Annotated in this window: 13 protein-coding genes; 12 read left to right on the forward strand and 1 reads right to left on the reverse strand. The window is 62.4% G+C overall.

All coding sequences use genetic code 11. The features are described 5' to 3' along the window. Nucleotides 1-676: 676 nt before the first annotated feature. The 12 genes from VRZ08_RS06950 to VRZ08_RS07005 all read left to right on the forward strand — a co-directional run bounded on the left by VRZ08_RS06950 (nucleotide 677) and on the right by VRZ08_RS07005 (nucleotide 17,675). Entirely contained in the window at nucleotides 677-1,570 is an 894-nt protein-coding gene (locus VRZ08_RS06950; RefSeq protein ID WP_264055349.1) for a LysR substrate-binding domain-containing protein, read from the forward strand. A 167-nt stretch (nucleotides 1,571-1,737) separates the two neighbouring features. Continuing rightward, nucleotides 1,738-3,012 carry a 4-aminobutyrate--2-oxoglutarate transaminase gene (gene gabT, locus VRZ08_RS06955; protein WP_107344239.1) on the forward strand — a complete coding sequence of 425 codons (1,275 nt, stop codon included), beginning with the start codon at nucleotides 1,738-1,740 and terminating at the stop codon, nucleotides 3,010-3,012. Between the two features lie 37 nt (nucleotides 3,013-3,049). Further along, on the forward strand, nucleotides 3,050-4,501 hold the full coding sequence (locus VRZ08_RS06960; RefSeq protein ID WP_414532182.1) for an NAD-dependent succinate-semialdehyde dehydrogenase: 1,452 nt from the start codon (nucleotides 3,050-3,052) through the stop codon (nucleotides 4,499-4,501). A 49-nt stretch (nucleotides 4,502-4,550) separates the two neighbouring features. Then, nucleotides 4,551-5,849 carry an ArgE/DapE family deacylase gene (locus VRZ08_RS06965; protein ID WP_414532082.1) on the forward strand — a complete coding sequence of 433 codons (1,299 nt, stop codon included), beginning with the start codon at nucleotides 4,551-4,553 and terminating at the stop codon, nucleotides 5,847-5,849. Further along, on the forward strand, nucleotides 5,849-7,438 hold the full coding sequence (locus VRZ08_RS06970) for an acetolactate synthase large subunit (RefSeq protein WP_414532083.1): 1,590 nt from the start codon (nucleotides 5,849-5,851) through the stop codon (nucleotides 7,436-7,438). The genes VRZ08_RS06965 and VRZ08_RS06970 overlap by 1 nt, the downstream gene beginning before the upstream one ends. Nucleotides 7,439-7,516: 78 nt before the next feature. Beyond that, the gene (locus tag VRZ08_RS06975; RefSeq protein ID WP_414532084.1) at nucleotides 7,517-9,106 is read left to right on the forward strand and encodes an ABC transporter substrate-binding protein; all 1,590 of its coding nucleotides are present in this window, start codon (nucleotides 7,517-7,519) and stop codon (nucleotides 9,104-9,106) included. Beyond that, on the forward strand, nucleotides 9,103-10,125 hold the full coding sequence (locus tag VRZ08_RS06980) for an ABC transporter permease (protein WP_414532085.1): 1,023 nt from the start codon (nucleotides 9,103-9,105) through the stop codon (nucleotides 10,123-10,125). The genes VRZ08_RS06975 and VRZ08_RS06980 overlap by 4 nt, the downstream gene beginning before the upstream one ends. A gap of 12 nt (nucleotides 10,126-10,137) precedes the next feature. Further along, a complete protein-coding gene (locus VRZ08_RS06985; protein WP_107344251.1) occupies nucleotides 10,138-10,977 on the forward strand; it encodes an ABC transporter permease in 840 nt (279 codons plus the stop codon). Continuing rightward, complete coding sequence (locus VRZ08_RS06990; RefSeq protein WP_414532086.1) at nucleotides 10,974-12,632, forward strand: ABC transporter ATP-binding protein; 1,659 nt, start codon at nucleotides 10,974-10,976, stop codon at nucleotides 12,630-12,632. The genes VRZ08_RS06985 and VRZ08_RS06990 overlap by 4 nt, the downstream gene beginning before the upstream one ends. 75 nt (nucleotides 12,633-12,707) lie before the next feature. After that, nucleotides 12,708-14,285 carry a gamma-glutamyltransferase gene (ggt, locus tag VRZ08_RS06995; RefSeq protein ID WP_414532087.1) on the forward strand — a complete coding sequence of 526 codons (1,578 nt, stop codon included), beginning with the start codon at nucleotides 12,708-12,710 and terminating at the stop codon, nucleotides 14,283-14,285. 729 nt (nucleotides 14,286-15,014) lie between these two features. Beyond that, a complete protein-coding gene (locus VRZ08_RS07000; protein WP_414532088.1) occupies nucleotides 15,015-16,667 on the forward strand; it encodes a GMC oxidoreductase in 1,653 nt (550 codons plus the stop codon). A gap of 42 nt (nucleotides 16,668-16,709) precedes the next feature. After that, nucleotides 16,710-17,675, forward strand: a complete 966-nt coding sequence (locus tag VRZ08_RS07005; RefSeq protein WP_414532183.1) for an NAD-dependent epimerase/dehydratase family protein — start codon at nucleotides 16,710-16,712, stop codon at nucleotides 17,673-17,675. Nucleotides 17,676-17,749: 74 nt separating this feature from the next. Here VRZ08_RS07005 and VRZ08_RS07010 read toward each other — a convergent pair whose 3' ends face one another. Further along, entirely contained in the window at nucleotides 17,750-18,967 is a 1,218-nt protein-coding gene (locus tag VRZ08_RS07010; RefSeq protein ID WP_414532089.1) for an acyltransferase family protein, read from the reverse strand. Nucleotides 18,968-19,082: the final 115 nt, after the last annotated feature.

Consider the following 19,082-nt stretch of genomic DNA (forward strand, 5'->3'; position numbering starts at 1 on the left):
GTTGTAAAGACTTGGTCGCGACGGGAGGATTTTGATCGTTTCGTCGGGCTGGCGTGGAAGATCTTTGCGGGCTCTGCCGCACGATGCGCGCCGGCCTCGCGAGTCAACTTTCAGCGCAAATCTGAGGATGCGCCGAGTGAGGCTGGCGAAGCTCCTGCGGAGACGGCCTCCTGTTCGGTGAGCTCGAGTTCGCGAACTAATTGACGTCAGGAGCGATCGCCTCAAGGCAATTTCGGTTGGGCGCAGACTCGGCCAACCAAGCAATGGGCATCGCCGTGCTGCGCGCTTCCGCACAAGACCGCCGAAGACGGGATGTGCCGGGCGTGGTTGCAGTTGTCCGACTGGACCACTCCTGGCCGCGATCTGGTTCTTGATGCGCTCCATCCGCCGTTGCGTGATGGTGCACTGGTCTGTCCCCAGGAGCCACGCACGCCCTGATCGGCCAGGAGCGTCCTGGAATCGTTCAAAATTGAACGAAATCGCATGGCGGGCAGCAGGCATGCGGTCCGACAGGACGGCGCGAATTTGTGACGGTTGCTTCGCCGTGCCACAAGAGAGAAGAGTTTTGCCGCAGATCGAGGTCGATCGGGGGTGATCATCTCGGTCGGCGCGTGTGAGGAGGCGATAAGTCTATAATGTCCAAGCGTCGTTACAGCGATCCGGCGATACGGCCCTCATGATGCGCCGTCGTTTGCCGTCGCTGATCGCGCTCCGCGCCTTCGAGGCCGTCGGGCGCACCGGCAGCGTTCGCGCCGCCGGAGATGAACTCGCCGTCAGCCACACCGTCGTCTCCCGCCATCTGCAGAACTTGCAGAAGTTTCTCGGCGTGGCGCTGGTCCGCGGCGAAGGGCGCGGCGTCATCCTGACCGAGGCTGGCGTGAGCTTTCACGCACAGATCTCGCAGGCATTCGACATCATCGCGCGCGCCACCACCAGCGCGCGGCCGTCGTCGCTGCCGACGCTGAACATCTGGTGCATTCCTGGCATCGCCAACCGCCTGCTGCTGTCCCGCCTGCCGGAATTGACTGGGCCTCCACGCAACTGGGAGGTGAATCTGCAGCCGACTCTCACCCATCCGGATTTGTCGCGGGCGGAAGCCGACGCCGAGATCGTCTATGCCGACGTGATCGATTCTCGTGGGCCGCTGATGTCGGAAATCCTGGTGCGGCCGCGGGTCTTCCCGGTCGCCAGCCCGGCCTATCTGGCGCGCTATCCGGCAATCACCAGCCTCGAAGATCTGTCGCAGATTGCGCTGATCCACGAAGAATCCACCATGCAATGGACCCGCTGGTTCGAACTCGCGGGGCTCGACGATCTGCCGCCGCTGCGCGGCCAGCGGCTGTGGCACGCCCATCTGGCGATAGAAGCGGCACGGCTCGGACAGGGCGTCGCGCTCGCCAACGACGTGCTGGTCGAAGAAGACCTGCGCTCCGGCGCGCTGGTCGAGGTGATCACATCGTCGGTTTATATGGAGACTTATCAGCTCGTCGCGCTGAAAGAGCGCTGGGACGATCCCGCGATCGTTGCACTGCGCAATTGGCTGAAGCAGGTGCTCGCTGAACTCGAGTGATGGCGTGTGGCTGCGTGTTGAGCGGATCGCTCAACAATGCGCCAGTGTTTGCACGTTATGGTGCAGCATTTTTCGATTGGTGCATGGAAGTGACCAGACCGAACTTACAAGCTGATTGATTGTCCGAACCGTCACATTAGCGTTGTCATCAGTTCAGGAGAGAGCTGATGACGAATAGTGAATTGCTGACGCGCAGGCAGACGGCTGTCGTGCGGGGCGTCAGCCAAGCGACGCCGGTGTTTGCAGAGCGTGCGCTGAATAGCGAGATCTGGGACGTCGAGGGCAAGCGTTACGTCGATTTTGCCGGCGGCATCGCGGTGCTCAACACCGGCCATTGCCATCCGCGCATCGTCGCGGCGATCCGTGAGCAGCTCGATCGCTTCACCCACACTTGTTTCCAAGTCGCGCCTTATGAGGGTTACATCCGGCTCGCCGAGCGGCTGAATCAGTTAGCGCCGATCAACGGGCCGCTGAAGTCGATCCTGCTCAGCACCGGTGCGGAAGCGACCGAAAATGCTGTCAAGATCGCGCGCGCTGCGACCGGACGCAGCGGCGTCATCGCATTCACCGGTGGTTTCCACGGCCGCACCGCATTTGCTTCGGCGATGACTGGCAAGGTCATCCCTTACAAGAAGGCGCTGGGTCCACCGCTGCCGGGCGTCTGGCATGTGCCGTTCCCGGTCGTCGGCGGCGACGTCTCGGTCGAGGATGCGCTGCGCTGCGTACAGTTCGTATTCAAGGCCGATATCGATGCGTCGCAGGTGGCGGCGATCATCATTGAGCCGGTGCAGGGTGAGGGCGGCTTCCATCAGGCGCCGCCCGAACTGATGCGCGGCCTGCGCAGGCTGTGCGACGAGAACGGCATCGTGTTGATCGCGGACGAAGTGCAGACTGGCTTCGGTCGCACCGGCAAGATGTTCGCGATGGAGCACTACGACGTTCAGGCCGACATCGTCTGCGTCGCCAAGAGCCTTGCCGGCGGTTTGCCGCTGTCGGGCGTGATCGGCCGCGCCGCCATCATGGATGCGGCCGAGCCGGGCGGCCTCGGTGGTACCTATGCGGGCAATCCGCTGGCCTGCGCCGCAGCGCTCGCAGTGCTCGATGTGTTCGAGGAAGAGAACCTGATCGCGCGGGCGAACCAAATCGGCGAGCGGCTGCGCAGTGCGATCGATCGCTTCGCGCTGTCGAACACGCTGGTGCCGACCTCGGTCGCACGTGGGCCCGGTGCGATGGTGGCATTCGACATTCTCAAGCAGCGCGGCAGCAATGAGCCGGATGCCGAGGCGACCAAGCGGGTGACGCGGCTGGCGTACGAAAATGGCCTGATCCTGCTGTCGTGCGGCACCGCCGCCAACACCATTCGCATCCTTGTGCCGCTGACGGCCTCCGATGCGATCGTCGACGAGGGATTGGCGATCCTGGAGCGCTGCCTCGCCGCTTAGCACAGGGCGCGTCCGCGCCGAGACGGGAATGATCGAGATGCTGATGCCGAGTGATCCCGGCCTGCTGGCCGAGCGCTGCCTTATTGGCGGCAAGTGGTGTGGTGAGCCGGTCGATGCCGTGTTCAATCCGGCGACCGGTGAGCGCATCGGCGCAGTGCCGCGCTTCGGCACCGACGAGGCCGAGGAGGCGGTGCGCGCCGCCGACATCGCGTTCCGGCAGTGGTCGAAGCTGCTCGCCAAGCAGCGCGCCACGATGCTGCGCGCGTGGTTCGACCAGATCATCGCCAATCGCGACGATCTGGCGCTGCTGCTGACGCGCGAGCAGGGCAAGCCGCTCGCCGAAGCACTCGGTGAAATCGACTACGCGGCCTCGTTCGTCGAATTTTACGCCGAGGAGGCGCGGCGCATCTACGGCGAGACGATTCCGTCGCACCGCGCCGATGCCCGCACGATGGTGATCCGCCAGCCGGTCGGTGTCGTCGCTGCGATCACGCCGTGGAATTTCCCGGCCGCGATGATCACCCGCAAGGTCGCGCCGGCGCTCGCCGCCGGCTGCACCGTGGTGATCAAGCCGGCGCCTGAAACGCCGCTCACCGCACTGGCGCTCGGCGTGCTGGCGCAGCGCGCCGGGTTTCCGCCGGGCGTGCTCAACATCATCACCGGCGATGCGCCGGCGATCGGCAAGGCTTGGACCGAGCACCCGACGGTGCGGGCGATCAGCTTCACCGGCTCGACCGAGGTCGGTAAGATCCTGATGCGTCAGGCCGCCTCGACTGTGAAGAAGGTCGCGCTCGAGCTCGGCGGCAACGCGCCGTTCATCGTGTTCGACGATGCCGATCTCGATGCTGCGGTCGAAGGCGTGATCGCCTCGAAGTTCCGCAACATGGGGCAGACCTGCGTCTGCGCCAACCGCATCTACGCCCAGGATGGGATCTACGACGCGTTCGTCGAGAAGCTCACCGCAAAGGTGGCGACGCTGCAAGTCGGTAACGGTGTCGACGCTGGCGTGACCCAGGGGCCGCTGATCACCGCCGAGGCGATCGCCAAGGTGGAGCGTCATGTGTCCGACGCGGTCGCCAAGGGGGCCAAGGTCGTGCTTGGCGGCAAGCGGCACGCGCTCGGGCGCACCTTCTTTGAGCCGACCGTGCTCGCCGGCGTCACCACCGCGATGCTGATCACGCGCGAAGAGACCTTCGGCCCGGTCGCGCCGGTGTATCGCTTCAAAGACGAAGCCGATGTCATCGCACAGGCGAACGACTCGCCGTTCGGCTTGGCGTCCTACTTCTACGCGCGCGACCTCGGACGCGTGTTCCGCGTCGCCGAGGCACTGGAGTCCGGCATGGTCGGCGTCAACTCGGCGCTGCTCGGCGCCGACGTGGTGCCGTTCGGTGGCGTCAAACAGTCCGGCCTCGGCCGCGAAGGTTCGCGCCACGGCATCGAGGAATACGTCGAGACCAAATACATCCTGCTCGGCGGTCTCGATCGCTGATGCTGCCGTCTGCGTAACGACAACTATCAGATCCAGGGGAGACCGAGACGTGGCGACTGAGACATTGACCAAATCGGATGCGATCACAGAAAGCTTGCGGGCAGCGGTCGATCGCAATTTCGACGACCAGGTCGCGTTTCTCCAGCGCATGGTGCAGTTCCGCAGCGTGCGCGGCGAAGAGGCGCCGCAGCAGGCGTGGCTGGCGCAGCAGTTCGCCGATCGTGGCTACAAGGTCGACACCTTCAGTCTCGCCGACGTCGATATCGCCAGCCATCCCAAGGCGGCGCCGATGGACACGATTGATCCCGCAGGCTCGATGCAGGTCGTCGCTACTCCGGATTACGACGGCAAAGGCCGCAGCCTGATCCTGCAGGGCCATATCGACGTGGTGCCGGAAGGCCCGGTCGATCTGTGGAGCGATCCGCCCTATGCGGCGACGGTCCGTGACGGCTGGATGATCGGCCGCGGTGCGCAGGACATGAAGGGCGGCGTGTCGGCGATGATCTTCGCACTCGATGCGATCCGCACCGCCGGCTACGCACCCGACGCGCGTGTCCATGTGCAGACGGTGACCGAAGAGGAGAGCACCGGCAACGGCGCGTTGTCGACGCTGATGCGCGGTTATCGGGCCGACGCCTGCCTGATCCCTGAACCGACCGGCCACACCCTGACGCGCGCCCAGGTCGGCGCAGTCTGGTTCCGGTTGCGCGTGCGCGGCACGCCGGTGCACGTCGCTTACTCCGAGACCGGCACCAGCGCGATCCTGTCGGCGATGCATCTGATCCGCGCCTTCGAAGAATACACCAAGGAGCTGAATGCCCAGGCGGTGCGCGATCCGTGGTTCGGCCAGGTCAAGAACCCGATCAAATTCAACGTCGGCATCATCAAGGGCGGCGATTGGGCGAGCTCGACCGCTGCCTGGTGCGAGCTCGACTGCCGGCTCGGCCTGCTCACCGGCGATACGCCGCAGGAGGCGATGCGCGGCATCGAGAAGTGTCTCGCCGATGCGCAGGCGACCGACAGCTTCCTGTCCGAGAACCCGGCCGAATTGATCTGGAGCGGCTTCCAGGCGGATCCGGCGGTGTGCGAGCCGGGCGGGGCGGCGGAAGACGTTCTCATAGCTGCGCACAAGGCTGCGTTCAACGCGCCGCTCGACGCGCGGCTGTCGACGGCGGTCAACGATACCCGCTACTACTCGGTCGACTACGGCATTCCGGCGCTGTGCTACGGTCCCTACGGCCAGGGACCGCACGCGTTCGATGAGCGCATCGACCTGGAAAGCCTGCGCAAGACGACGCTGAGCATCGCGCTGTTCGTTGCCGAGTGGTGCGGGCTGAGGAAGCTGTGATGACAGTCGCGGCTCCGGCGGCGTCCGCCGTGCAATCGATGACGGGAGCGGATCGGCTCTGTGATGCGCTGCTGGCGCACGAGGTCGACGTCTGCTTCGCCAATCCCGGCACGTCGGAGATGCATTTCGTGGCGGCGCTCGACCGGCAGCCGCGGATGAAGTGTATCCTCGGGCTGTTCGAAGGCGTCGTCACCGGCGCCGCCGATGGCTACGCGCGGATGACCGACCGGCCGGCCGTGACGCTGCTGCATCTCGGCCCCGGCCTCGCCAACGGCCTCGCGAACATGCACAACGCGCGACGCGCGCATTCGCCGATGATCAACATCGTTGGCGATCACGCGGTCGAGCATTTGCCGCTCGATGCACCGCTGACCAGCGACATCGACTCGTTGGCGCGGCCGATGTCGCGATGGGTCAAGCGGATCGCCGATCCGGTGCGGATCGATCAGGACGTCGCGGACGCGTGGTCGCAGAGCATGGCGCCCGGCATCTCGACGCTGATCCTGCCCGCCGACATGGCGTGGAATGAGCACAGCTATCGTTCGCCGCCGGTGCGCGGCAAACGTCTGGCGCAGACGCCGCTGGTGCAGGAGACGGTGGTGCGCATCGGCGCCGCGATCCGTACCAAACGCAAGGTGGTGCTGATGCTCTCCGGCGGCGCGCTGCGCGAGCGCCCGCTCCGGATCGCCGACAACATCCGCCGCAGCGCCGGTGTGGAGATCTACGCGCAGGGCGCCAATGGCCGGATCGCGCGCGGCTGCGGCCGGGCGCCAATCGCCAAGCTGCCGATGACCCACGAGATCGGTCTCGAGATGCTGCGCGGCGCCGACATGGTGGTGCTGATCGGCGCCAAGGAGCCGGTGTCTTTCTTCGCCTATCCGAACCGGCCGGGCCGGCTGGCGCCGCCGAATTGTGAGATCGTCCAGCTCGCCGGGCCCGATCAGGATCTGGTGCAGGCGCTGGAATGGCTCGCCGACGAAGTCAATGCACCGAACGAACCGGTTGCGATTGCGCCGTTCGCCGTTCCGGCGCCGACGGCGGGGGCCAATGCCGCTCTCACCGTCGACATGGTCAATCGCCTGGTTGCCGCGCGGCTGCCGGACCAAGCGATTGTCTGCGATGAGGCGCTGACCTCATCTGGCTTCTTCGACTATTCGTATGACGCGGCGCCGCACGATTACCTGCAGATCACCGGCGGCGCGATCGGGATCGGCATTCCGATGGCGGCCGGCGCCGCGGTGGCGTGCCCGGGTCGCAAGGTGATCAACCTGCAGGCCGACGGTAGCGGCATGTACACGGTGCAGGGGCTCTGGACCCATGCCCGCGAAAATCTCGACGTCGTCACCATCGTGTTCTCGAACCGCTCCTACGCCACGTTGTGGGGCGAGATGAGCAAGGTTGGCGCGCAGACACCGGGCCGCAATGCGCAGCGGATGCTGCAGCTCGACCAGCCCGAACTCGACTGGACCAAGATGTCGCAAGGCCTCGGTGTCGAGGCCAGCCGCGCGACCACGCTGTCGGAATTTTCGCGTGCGCTCGATGCGGCGCTCGCGCGGCGTGGTCCGTATCTCATCGAGGTGATGGTCTGATGCACGGACCACCTTCGCCGCAATCATCAACGTCCTGAACGACCGACCAGTCCAACATCTCGTAACGCGGGGGCTAGCATGAACAGACGTGAATTCGCCAAACTCGGCCTGATGGCCGGCGCGCTCGGCATCGGCGGCATCCCGCTCGGCATCACGCGGGCTGTGGGACAAACCCGCGGCGGCACGCTCAACACCATCATTCAGCCGGAGCCGCCGATCCTGGTCACCGCGCTCAACCAGCAGCAGCCGACGCTGACGCTGGGCGGCAAGATCTACGAGAGCCTGCTGCGCTACGATTTCGATCTCAAGCCGCTGCCGGGTCTGGCGCAGTCCTGGGAAGTGTCGCCCGACAAGCTGACCTACACGTTCAAGCTGTTCCCCAACATCACCTTCCACGACGGCACGCCGCTGACGTCGGAAGACGTGGTGTTCTCGGTGACGAAGATTCTGATGGAGAACCACGCGCGGGCGCGCAACACCTTCTCGCGTATCGATAAGGCCGAAGCGCCGGACCCGCTCACGGTGGTCTTCACCTTGAAGAAGCCGTTCGCGCCGTTCCTCACCGCGTTCGACTGCACCACGGCGCCGATCGTGCCGAAACACATCTATGACGGCACTGATTATCGCAAGAACCCGGCCAACGCGAAGGCGATCGGCTCGGGCCCGTTCAAGCTGAAGGAATGGGTGCGCGGTTCGCACGTCCATCTGGTCAAGCACGAGGGTTACTATCGTCCGGGCGAGCCGTTCCTCGACGAGATCATCTATCGGGTGATCCCGGATTCCGCTTCGCGCTCGGTGGCGCTGGAGCAGGGGACGGTCCAGCTCACGCAGTGGACCGACGTCGAACTGTTCGAGGTGCCGCGGCTGTCGAAGCTACCGCATCTGACCATGACCACCAAGGGCTACGAGTTCTTCGCGCCGCATACCTGGCTGGAGATCAACAACCGCATCGCGCCGATGAACGACAAGCGGTTCCGCCAGGCGGTGATGTATGCGATCGACCGCAAGGCGCTGCTGAACAGGATCTATTTCGGCCTCGGCAAGGTCGCCACCGGCCCGGTGTCGTCGAAGACCAAGTTCTACGAGAAGAACGTCAAGGCCTACGACTTCTCGCCCGAGAAGGCGAAGGCGTTGCTCGACGAAATGGGGCTGAAGCCTGGTCCCGACGGCAAGCGCGTGACGATTCCCTTCATGGTGTCGCCCTATGGTGAAACCCATCAGCGCACCGCCGAATTCCTGCGGCAGTCGCTGGCCCGAGTCGGCATCGATCTGCAGTTGCAAGGCATCGATGTCGGCGGCTGGGCCGAGAAGTTCAGCAACTGGGACTTCTCGATGACCACGACGACGGTCTATCAGTTCGGCGATCCGGCGCTCGGCGTGTCGCGGAGCTATGTCTCGTCGAATATCCGCAAGGGCATCCTGTTCTCCAACACCTGCGGCTATTCCAATCCGGAAGTCGACCGGCTGTTCGAGGAAGCCGCGACCGCGACCTCCGACGACAAGCGCCAGGAGCACTACAGCGCGTTGCAGAAGATCATGGTCGAGGAGGTGCCGGTCGCCTGGCTGCTCGAGATCGAATACCCGAACTTCATGGACAAGCGGCTGAAGAACGTGGTGACGTCGGCGATCGGCGTGCACGACACCTTCGGGACGGTTTCGTTCGGATGATGGCGCTGGCGCAGTCGATCGGCAGCAGCCGCGGTGTGGCGATCGCTTTGGCGGTCGTCCGCTGGGCGGTCCGCTTCGTGGCGGTGGTCCTGGTGATCGCCACCTTCAACTTCATGCTGGTGCATGCGGCGCCCGGTGACCCCGCGCAGGTGATGGCCGGGCAGAGCGGGGCAGCCGACGAGCAGATGCTGACCAAGCTGCGTGCCGAATACGGCCTCGATCAGCCGTATCCGGTGCAGCTCGCGATCTACCTGAAACGGATCGTGACGCTGGACCTCGGCTATTCCTACCGGCAGCAGCGGACCGTGCTGTCGCTGATCGCCGAGCGCCTGCCGGCGACGCTGCTGCTCACCTGCAGTGCGTTCCTGCTGTCGCTCGCGGTCGGCGTTTCGCTCGGCACACTCGCCGGCGTCCGCGCCGGCAAATGGTCGGACACGGCGCTGACCGTGGTGTCGCTGTTCCTCTATGCGATGCCGGTGTTCTGGCTTGGCCTGATGCTGGTGCTGCTGTTCTCGGTGCACCTCGATTGGCTGCCGGCGTTCGGCTACGTCACCATCGGCGTGCAGATGACGCCGTTCGAACGGATCCGGGACATTGCCGCGCACCTCGTGCTGCCGGTGGTCTCGCTCGGCGCCGTGCATCTGGCGATCTATGCGCGGTTGATGCGCTCCGCGGTGATCGACGTCGCCCACCAGGATTTCATCAAGACGGCGCGCGCCAAGGGGCTCAAGCGCGGCCAGATCATCGTTCGCCACATGCTGCGCAATGCTGTGCTGCCGGTCGTCACCGTCGCCGGCATGCAGGCCGGCACGCTGGTCGGCGGCGCGGTGGTGATCGAGACCGTGTTCGCCTGGCCGGGTCTTGGCCGGCTCACCTTCGATGCGGTGCTGCAGCGGGACTATCCGCTGATGCTCGGCATCTTCCTGGTGATGTCGGTGATCGTGATCTCGCTGAATCTGATCACTGACGCGATCTACCGGATCGTCGATCCGCGCGTCTCCTTGCGTGCAGCGGCCTAAGCGGAGGTTGCGATGGAAAGGCTGAAGACGTTCCTGCGCCACCCGACCGGAGTGATCGGGCTGATCATTCTGATCGCCGTGGTGATCCTGGCGATCTGTGCGCCGATGCTGTTTCCGGACGATCCGTGGGAGATGGTGGCGGCGCCGTTCCAGCCGCCGGCCAGCGAGGGACTGCCGCTTGGCTCGGACATGCTCGGACGCAACGTCGCGGCGGGCATTGCCTACGGCGCGCGGGTGTCGCTGACGATCGGCGTTGCCTCGACGCTCGCGGCGCTGTGCATCGGCGTCACGATCGGCGCGATCGCCGGCTATTTCGGCGGCCGGGTCGATGATTTCATGATGCGGCTGACCGAGCTGTTCCAGACCATCCCCGGCTTTATTCTCGCCATCCTGCTGGTGGCGACGATCGGACCGACGCTGACCAACGTCATCATCTCGATCGGCGCGGTGAGCTGGCCGCCGCTGGCCCGGCTGACGCGGGCCGAATTCATGCGGCTGCGCGGCCGCGAGTTCGTGCAGGCGGCTGTCTGTCAGGGACAGGCACCGTTGATCGTGGCGCTGCGTCACATCCTGCCCAACGCGATCTCGCCGATCATCGTCACCGGCTCGCTGACGATCGCCACCGCGATCCTGATCGAGAGTGCGCTGAGCTTCATGGGGCTCGGCGATCCCAACCTGATGTCGTGGGGCCTGATGATCGGCGCCTCGCGCACGGTGATCCGTCAGGCGTGGTGGATGAGCGTGTTTCCCGGCATCGCCATCCTGCTCACCGTGCTGGCGATCAATCTGGTCGGCGAAGGCCTCAACGACATGCTCAACCCGCGCATCGCGCGAAAGGTGCGCAACGCATGAGCGACGATATCCTGCTGTCCGTCGAGCATCTGTCGGTCGAGCTGCCGCATGGCGGCGATCGCAGCCACGCCGTCTCGGACGTATCGCTGAGCGTCCGGCGCAATGAGATCGTCTGTCTGGTCGGGGAGTCCGGCTCCGGCAAGTCGATCACCGCGCATGCAGTGCTACAGCTGCTGCCGCCGAGTCTGGAGATCGGCGGCGGCGCCGTCCGGTTCTGCGGCGATGATCTCGCCCATGCGGACGAGGACACGATGCGTCGTCTGCGCGGCGGCGCGATCTCGATGATCTTTCAGGAGCCGCTGAGCGCGCTCAATCCGCTGGCGCGGGTCGGTCATCAGATTGCCGAGGCGATCCTGGTTCATGCCGCGCCGCGGCCGAGCCGCGCCGAGCTCGATGCACGGGTGCTGGAACTGATCGCCGCGGTCGGCCTGCCGGACCCCGCAACTCTGGTGCGCAGCTATCCGTTCCAGCTCTCCGGTGGCCAGCGCCAGCGGGTGATGATCGCGATGGCGATGGCCAACAATCCGGCGCTGCTGCTGGCCGACGAGCCGACCACCGCGCTCGACGTCACCACGCAGAAGCAGATCCTCGCACTGATCCGGCGGCTGCAGGCCGAGCGTGGCATGGGCGTGTTGTTCATCACCCATGACTTCGGCGTGGTCGCCGATATCGCGGACCGCGTCGTGGTAATGCGCAATGGTCGCGTGGTCGAGCAGGGCACGGTCGACGAGGTGCTGCGGCGGCCGAAGGACGACTACACCAAGGCGCTGATCGCCGCGGTGCCGGGCTCGCGTCCGGCCGCAGCCGGCGATCGCGGCATCGAGGGCGAGCCGCTGCTCGACGCGCATGGACTGAACAAGACGTTCGTGACCGGGCAGGGGATGTTCCGGCCGGATCGCACCGTGGTGGCGGTGCGCGACGTCGCGCTCAGTCTGCGGCCGCGCGAGACCGTCGCGGTCGTTGGCGAGTCCGGCTCCGGCAAATCGACGCTCGGCCGCATCATCATGCGCCTGATCGAGCCTGACACCGGGGCGATCGAATTCGCCGGTGCAGATTTCCTGCAGCTTCGCGGCGAACAGCTTCGGGCGATGCGCCGCAAGGTGCAGATCGTGTTTCAAGATCCGTTTGCGGCGCTCGATCCTCGCCAGAAGGTCGGCGACGCGATTGCGCGTGGTCCGATGGCCTATGGCGTGCCGCCCGCCGAGGCGATGGCCGACGCCAAGCGTCTGCTGGCGCGGGTCGGCCTCGAGGCCAGCGCCGCCGGGCGCTATCCGCACGAGTTCTCCGGGGGGCAGCGCCAGCGCATCTGCATTGCGCGCGCCCTGGCGCTGAAGCCGATGGTGCTGGTTGCCGACGAGGCGGTGTCGGCACTCGACGTGTCGGTGCAGGCGCAAATCCTCGACCTGCTGGCGGAACTGCGTGAGGAAATGAACCTCGCAATGCTGTTCATCACCCACGATTTGCGGGTCGCGGCGGAGATCGCCGACCGCATCGTGGTGATGCGCCGCGGCGAAATCGTCGAGCAGGGTGATACCAAATCGGTGTTCACCTCGCCGCAGCACCCCTACACTCGGGCGCTGCTGGACGCCATTCCAGGTCGTAGCCTGTTCGCGGGCCCCGAGGCGGCGGCGGCGCTGGACGTGATGACGGCATAATCGCGCGTGTGTCTGCGGGCAGCGGAGCTTGCTGGCAGACAAAACTGCGATCAGGAATCCAACAGGGAACCAAGCATGCGCGATTTTCACAAGACCGGCCGCTCGCTCGCGGTCGCACAGAACGGCATGGCGGCGACGTCGCATCCGCGCGCGACCCTGGCGGCGATCGACATTTTGCGCCGCGGCGGCAATGCGATCGACGCCGCTGTGGCCGCGGTCGCGATCCAGGGTGTGGTCGAGCCGCAGATGACCGGCATCGGTGGTGATTGCTTCGCGCTGGTCTCGCTGGGCGGTGGCCGGCCGATCGCGCTGAACGGCTCCGGCCGCACCCCGGCCGGTACTGATGCGGAGAAGTATGCAGGCGGCGAGGCCCGGGACATTCCACCGACCTCGCCCGAGGCCGTCACCATTCCGGGCGCGATCGATGCGTGGTGTACGTTGATCGAACGCCACGGCAGCCTGCCGCTGGCAGACGTGCTGGCGCCGGCGATCGAAGCCGCGGAGCAGGGCTTCTGCGTCACGCCGCGCGTTGCTTCCGACTGGCGCCGGTTTCGCGCGCGCGTCGAGATCGACCCGAACGCCGCGGCGCAGTTTCTGCCCGGCGGACGCGTGCCTGAGATTGGCGATGTTCGCGCCCAGCCGCGTCTCGGCGCGACGCTGCGCAAGATCGCACGCGAGGGGCGGGCCGGGTTCTATGAGGGCGAAGTTGCCGAAGAGATTGTCGCGGTGTTGCGGAAGCTCGGCGGTGCGCACAGCATGGATGATTTTGCGGCGCATCGCTGCGAGCATGTGACGCCGATCTCGGCCCATTATCGCGGCTTCACCGTGATGGAATGTCCGCCGAACGGGCAGGGGCTCGCGGCGCTGATGATCCTGCGTGTGCTCGAAGGCTTCGACGTCGGCAAGCTGAACGACGCCGACCGGATTCATCTGCTCGCAGAGGCGACCAAGGCGGCTTATGCGATCCGTGATGCGTATTTCTGCGATCCGGCAATCACTCCGCTCGAGCCCGCGCGGTTCTTGTCGGACGCCGTGATCGGCAAGATCCGACAGAGCATCAGGATGGATCGCGCCGGTGAGGCGCAGCCGTGGCTCGACACCGAACATCGTGACACGGTCTATGTCACCGTGGTCGACCGCGATCTCAACGCGGTGTCGCTGATCAACTCGATCTTCTCGCCGTTCGGCAGCGGCATCTACGCGCCGAATTCGGGCGTGCTGCTGCACAATCGCGGCTGGAGCTTCCGCGCCAAGCCCGGCCATCCCAACTCGCTCGCGCCCAGCAAGCGGCCGATGCACACGATCATTCCCGGCATGCTGATGCAGGACGATCAGGCGGTGATGCCGTTCGGTGTGATGGGCGGCCACTATCAGGCAGCGGGGCACGCCAACTTCATCTCCAACGTGTTGGACTTCGGTCTCGACATCCAGGCTGCGGCCGAGCGCCCGCGCAGTTTCTGCTTCGACGGCGCGCTGTCGCTCGAGACCACGATCGGCCAGGACATCCACGACGAGATGCAGCGCCGTGGCCACACCGTGCGCTGGACCGAGGAAGCGATCGGAGGCTGCCAGGCGATCCGCATCGATCGCGCGCGCGGCGTCCTGCTCGGCGCTTCCGATCACCGCAAGGACGGCGTGGCACTCGGCTACTAAGACCGCCGGACGCGGAAAGCACGATGGATCGAGCCGAATTGCGCCGGCTCGATCACTGGGCCTGACGCACAGTAGCCGAAGGAATATGCACGACGGTTCGGAACGCATCGACGTTCCTTACACTTGTGCCACGTCGCTCCGAGACGTCACATTCACAGCCCTACAATTTTGACGCTCCCACTAGGAAGATCCAAGCGCAAGTGGCTGCCGCGCTGCACAAAATTGTACCCGCGTCGCTATCCACTTTGCGCGAACCAGAAGGTGCGAATCGACCTGGCCGACATGAGGATCCAAAGTCCTCGATATCAGTCTTTATTTGAAGCAGTGTCGGGTGTTTAGAGTCAGCCAGTGATGGTGGAGAAATACCGTAAACTGATAATATTCGCGAGACTCACGGGGACGTCCTGACTGTCTCGGGTAGGTAATTGCAGTGGAGATCGTTCGCACAAGACGACCTAGAACGCGGCGGCTCAGCGAGAAGCGTTGATCGGTTAGAACCAGTCGCGAATGAAGGCAAATGGTCTAACGGGGGCATTGTGTCGCTCGGGTATATGTTTACGCAATCCATATGAAGCGGGAAGCCAGCTGCGATAGACTAATGATTGCTCGATCTCAAAAGATCTAGGAACTAATTATCGAATTACATGATCAATTATTTGGTGGATCTGAGTTCTGCTGATGCTAACGAAAATCTCGACGTGAACCAGAATCTCTAAGGGCGATTAGGCCATGTTGATTGACCTGAGTCGAAGCGCTGATCGGACTGCTGAGTTTCGTTCCGACATCTGCATTATCGGAGGAGGGCCCGCCGGGATCACGATCGCTCGCGAATTGATCGATTGCGGGAAGACTGTCATTCTTGCAGAGTCAGGTGGGCTCAAGCAAGATCGAAAAGCTCTCTCGTTGTACGAAGGCGTCAGTGTTGGGCATCCGGTTGAACTAACGGTTGGACGATACCGGGTGCTTGGAGGCTCGTCTATCATGTGGGGCGGACGCTGTGCACGGCTCGACCCGATGGACTTCGAGTGTCGCGACTGGATACCCCGATCTGGCTGGCCCATTTCATACGATGAACTCACACCCTACTATGAAAGAGCCATCAGAACATGCAATTTCCACGAGGAATGGAAGGAGTTATCTGATGTCAAGGACGTCCTGCAGTTAACATTACCGCTTCTGGAGGCGGGGAACCTCAGTCCATTTGTCTGGCGGGTTGCGCCACCCGACCCCAATCGGTCCCTTTGGAACTGGCTTACGCTCGGTTATCGAGCGTCGTTTAAATTCGGCTCGGCATATCTCCATGAGCTGAAGTCGGCGAACACCGTCAAAGTCCTCCTGCACGCCAATTTGGTAAAGTTGATCGGGGCCCCCGGGGATAGATCGATCCAGGAGGCAATATTCACAACGCTGGATGGTCGCTCGACGCGGGTGGTTTCCAAGGAATTTGTCGTCGCCTGCAGCGGCATCGAAAACCCTCGAATATTGCTCAACATGCCCGACCAGCTGTTGAAAAACGCTAACCCGCATGGGCAGATCGGGCGGTGCTTCGCCCAACATCCAAGGGGAATCATTGGTGTTGTGGAAGCTAGCGAAGAGCAGGCGCTGCGACTACAAAAGACGTTCAACAATTTTATGAGACCAAAGTACGTACCGGTCCAATACGAAGTTGGTCTTGCCTTGACTGAACAAGCGCAGAGAATGCACAAATTGCTTAATGCAAGCCTTTGTCTGTACTACGAGGCAGACGATTACAGCATATGGAAGGCTGGGCGCCGAGTACGTGAAGCAATTAGGGGGCGTACATTCGATCGACGATTTCTCAATGACGTTCTAACTGTCACCTTCGGTATTCATTCCGTTGGCATGAACGTCATTCGTCGCTGGATTTTAGGTCGGGAGGTGATCCATAAGAAGCCGATTATTCGTGCGGTTATCGACCTGGAGCAGGTCCCGCGGCCCGACAGTCGAATTACCTTGGCTTCAGAGATGGATTCCGTCGGCATGCGGAAATGTGTTGTCGATTGGAAGCTTGGTGAATTGGAGCTTCGTACAGCAAGAATGTTTGCCGAGTTTCTCGATCAAGAATTGAAGTTGGCGGGATTAGGTGCGCTTCGGCGGAGTGAATGGCTTGCTCGTGGACTACCTTTTGAGCAGAATGATCTGCAGTCCAATCTTCATTTCATCGGAGCCACCCGTATGGCGGACCGAGCTGAGGATGGCGTGGTCGACAGGAATTGTAAGGTCTTTGGTCTCGATAACGTCTACATGGCGGGCGCATCGGTGTTCCCGATTGGAGGACATGCCAATCCGATGGTGACGATCGTGGCTCTCGCTACGAGGCTGGGGGAGTTGCTCCGAAATAGTGATAGTTCCAGCCGATAGGTCGGGCCTAATCGACAGGAGTTGCTATTGATAAGAGTGCTGGTGATCGGTGCGAGCGGCTTCATCGGATCTGCAATAGTTGAACAGCTGCAGAACGACCCTCGTTTCGAAGTAATTCCTTCGGGGCGGGCACAGCCGAAGGTGTCATCGGGGGCTTGGATTAGATATCGTTCGATCGAGCTCACTGATCCGGAGGGAATCGCCGTCGCTTTCCAGGGGTGCGATGCGATCGTTAATTGTGCTCGGTTTCCGCCCGGCGAGGCCCAAAACCGGAGGATCATGGGCGATATCATTGATGGAGCCAAGCGCGCGGGGGTGAGGACGCTTATCCATTTCAGCTCCATCGCCGTTTATGGAAGCGCCACTGGTGAGGTCAAAGAAGAAACCCGCGCGGTATCCCCAGTCAACAGTTATGGTATCGACAAATCGGCAGCAGAATCCGTATGCGGCGCCAAAGCCGAAGCCGGATTGAACATTGTCGTTCTGCGTCCGACCCTAGTCTATGGAAATGGCGGCCAGGAATGGACGGAGCGCTATATGGACGCTCTCCAGCGTGGAAATCTGAAATATCTAGTCCGAAATGGAGATGGTATTGCCAATCTCGTCTACGTCAAAGACGTGGCCCGATTTTGCAGTGACCTTCTGCAAGCGTCGCTCCCTCAATTATCCACGATGATTGTGAATGGGGCTGATCTGGTGCGTTTTAATGAGTACTTTTCTTTGATTGCGCGCGTCTTTTCCGGGGTGAGCTTAGAGCGTGTCGATATTCCAAAGTGGAAATGGGACGTGCGGCGGCATTTCTTGCGAGGGCTGCGGAAAATCACTCGCGCGGTGCCGAGCGTCTCCCTGGCGATCAATTTCAAGGGAGTCATGTTCATTGATGAATCTTACAATGCGTACTCCGGAACTGCACGCTATTTGACCGACGAAGCGCGTCGGTATGGCTTTACGCCTGCGTATACAGTACTCCAGGGGCTGGACGACATGGCTCGTACCCGAGCGCGTTGATTGTCGTGCTTTCCATGCCTGGCGAACTGTCGGTGAGGAGAGGCAGTCCGGTGACGTGTTCCCTGAGGCTGGCCTTATGTGCGCGTAGTGTCGCTACTGTGTTCTGTATTGTTCAAGCTGTAGCCGGAGGACGTGACCTGTAATTCCAGGTCGGTGAGGCGCGAGATCGTGGTGCTGGCGGCTGTAGATATCTGAGCATGCAGCTTAGTGTTATCAATGCCAGAAGTGACTACTCGGTTGCGATTCAATTTCTTAGTGAAATTGTGGCCGGCTCGTAAAATCCGTTTCTCTATCTGTAGGTAGATAAGGATGCTGGCTGCAATGGCGACGGCAGAAGCTGATAGAGCGGCAAGAATTGGGGATAGATCGGAATTTGAAGGCAGCAAGCGTGCTGTTATTTTGACGGTGGATTGCAGAAGAATAGGGTGGAAAAGGTATAGCGAATAGCTTGCGGCGCCTAAGAGAAGTGCGATGCGATTTGTTCCACGGAGACCAATTCGTTCATACAGAAGTGCTGCGCTCACGATCAGAAGCGCCGGTATACCAAAATAGACAACTCGCCATTCGTCAAGACGTTCCTGGTGGAAGGCGGCGCCCTGTATCGAAAGGGCGATACCGAGTACCAATGTCCCCGTGGCGACGATAAGCATCGATCGCGATCGCATGGGCTTCCACATAAGGTAAAGGCTCGCTAAGGCGCATCCGAACCAGAATTCAAAGAGAATTGTACTGCAAAGAAGAGGTGGGGGTTCTGAAAATAGCGTAAATGCAAATCGCGTGGTTACGGCTACCGAGAGGAGGGTGGTGATAATCAGTAGACGGAAGGTGGTTGAAGAGACTGCGAGAGTGGTCGCAAAGAGTGTGTAGAAGAAGAGTTCATAGATCAGAGTCCATCCGAGCGAGAGGACTAGATCTGTTCGTCCGTCCGGAAAATCGCTGCGGATGAACATCAAAGAGCGGATGAATATCTCGGGCGTGAGGTGGTGCAGTCCGTTTGGGTGAAAGCCGAGAACGAACAATACTGCGATGCATCCCGTCGCTAGCCAATATAGAGGTGCGATCCGTATGAATCGGTTGGCGAGAAACTCGGTCGCCGTCCGATCGCTGCGGTGGTTGGTATAAAACATGATGAAGCCAGAAATGACAAAGAAGATGTCCACGCCCATGGCTCCGACGGGCAGCTTCAGATCGGTTCCGAAGCTGGCGTTGATCATCGGTTGCAAATGATAGGTCGCGACTGATTGGGCGGCGACTGCTCTTAAAATCTGAATGTTCGAAACAACGGTGTTCATGATTGGAGCGCTCAGGTAATCCGGTCTGGCGGCGGAATTGATCGGAATGTTAGTTGCGTCTGCGTCAGGGGGCACTGAGGGCACTAAAGTAGAGAACAACAATGGAGAGTGGTGT

The organism is Rhodopseudomonas sp. G2_2311 (genome assembly GCF_047501505.1).
Taxonomy (GTDB): Bacteria; Pseudomonadota; Alphaproteobacteria; order Rhizobiales; family Xanthobacteraceae; genus Rhodopseudomonas; species Rhodopseudomonas palustris_H.